Raw genomic sequence first — 631 nt, forward strand, 5'->3', positions numbered from 1 at the left:
GTTCTAAAGCATAAGCTGATTGAGAAATAATTTTCACCAGAGGTTTGAGACCAAATTTATTCACAGCTTCTTGAGAAGCAACTAAGAGAATAGCAGCACCATCGTTTAATTTTGAAGCATTAGCAGCTGTAATTGTTCCATCTTTCTCAAAAACTGGTTTTAATGTAGGAATTTTTTCAAATTTTACTTTTTTAGGCTCTTCATCTTCATCGATAATTTTATCTTTTACTGTAATGGGTAAGATTTCATCTTTAAATAAACCTTTTTCTTGAGCATTAAGTGCTCGTTTATAACTTTCAATTGCAAAAGCATCTTGCTCCTCTCGACTAATATTTTTTTCTTTTGCAACTTGTTCTGAGCAATTCCCCATGTGTAAATTAGAATAAACATCAGTTAAACCATCATAAAGCATAGTATCATATAAAGTTTGATTACCAAACTTAATACCTTCTCTAATTCCTTTTAATATGAAAGGCGCATTGGACATACTTTCCATTCCACCAGCAATAATTAATTCAGCATCGTTACATTTAATAGCTTGTTCAGCTAACATAACTGATTTTAATCCAGAACCACAAACTTTATTGATAGTCATCGTTTCAACAGAAACAGGAAGACCGCCAAATATAGC

General features: G+C 31.9%; 1 protein-coding gene. It reads right to left on the reverse strand.

Annotated features, from left to right (window positions below):
* Positions 1-631, reverse strand: a 631-nt coding sequence (locus N3D74_06640; GenBank protein ID MCX8095842.1) for an acetyl-CoA C-acetyltransferase, incomplete at both ends; no start/stop codon positions are given.

This window comes from Caldisericia bacterium (assembly GCA_026414995.1).
Lineage (GTDB): Bacteria > Caldisericota > Caldisericia > B22-G15 > B22-G15 > JAAYUH01.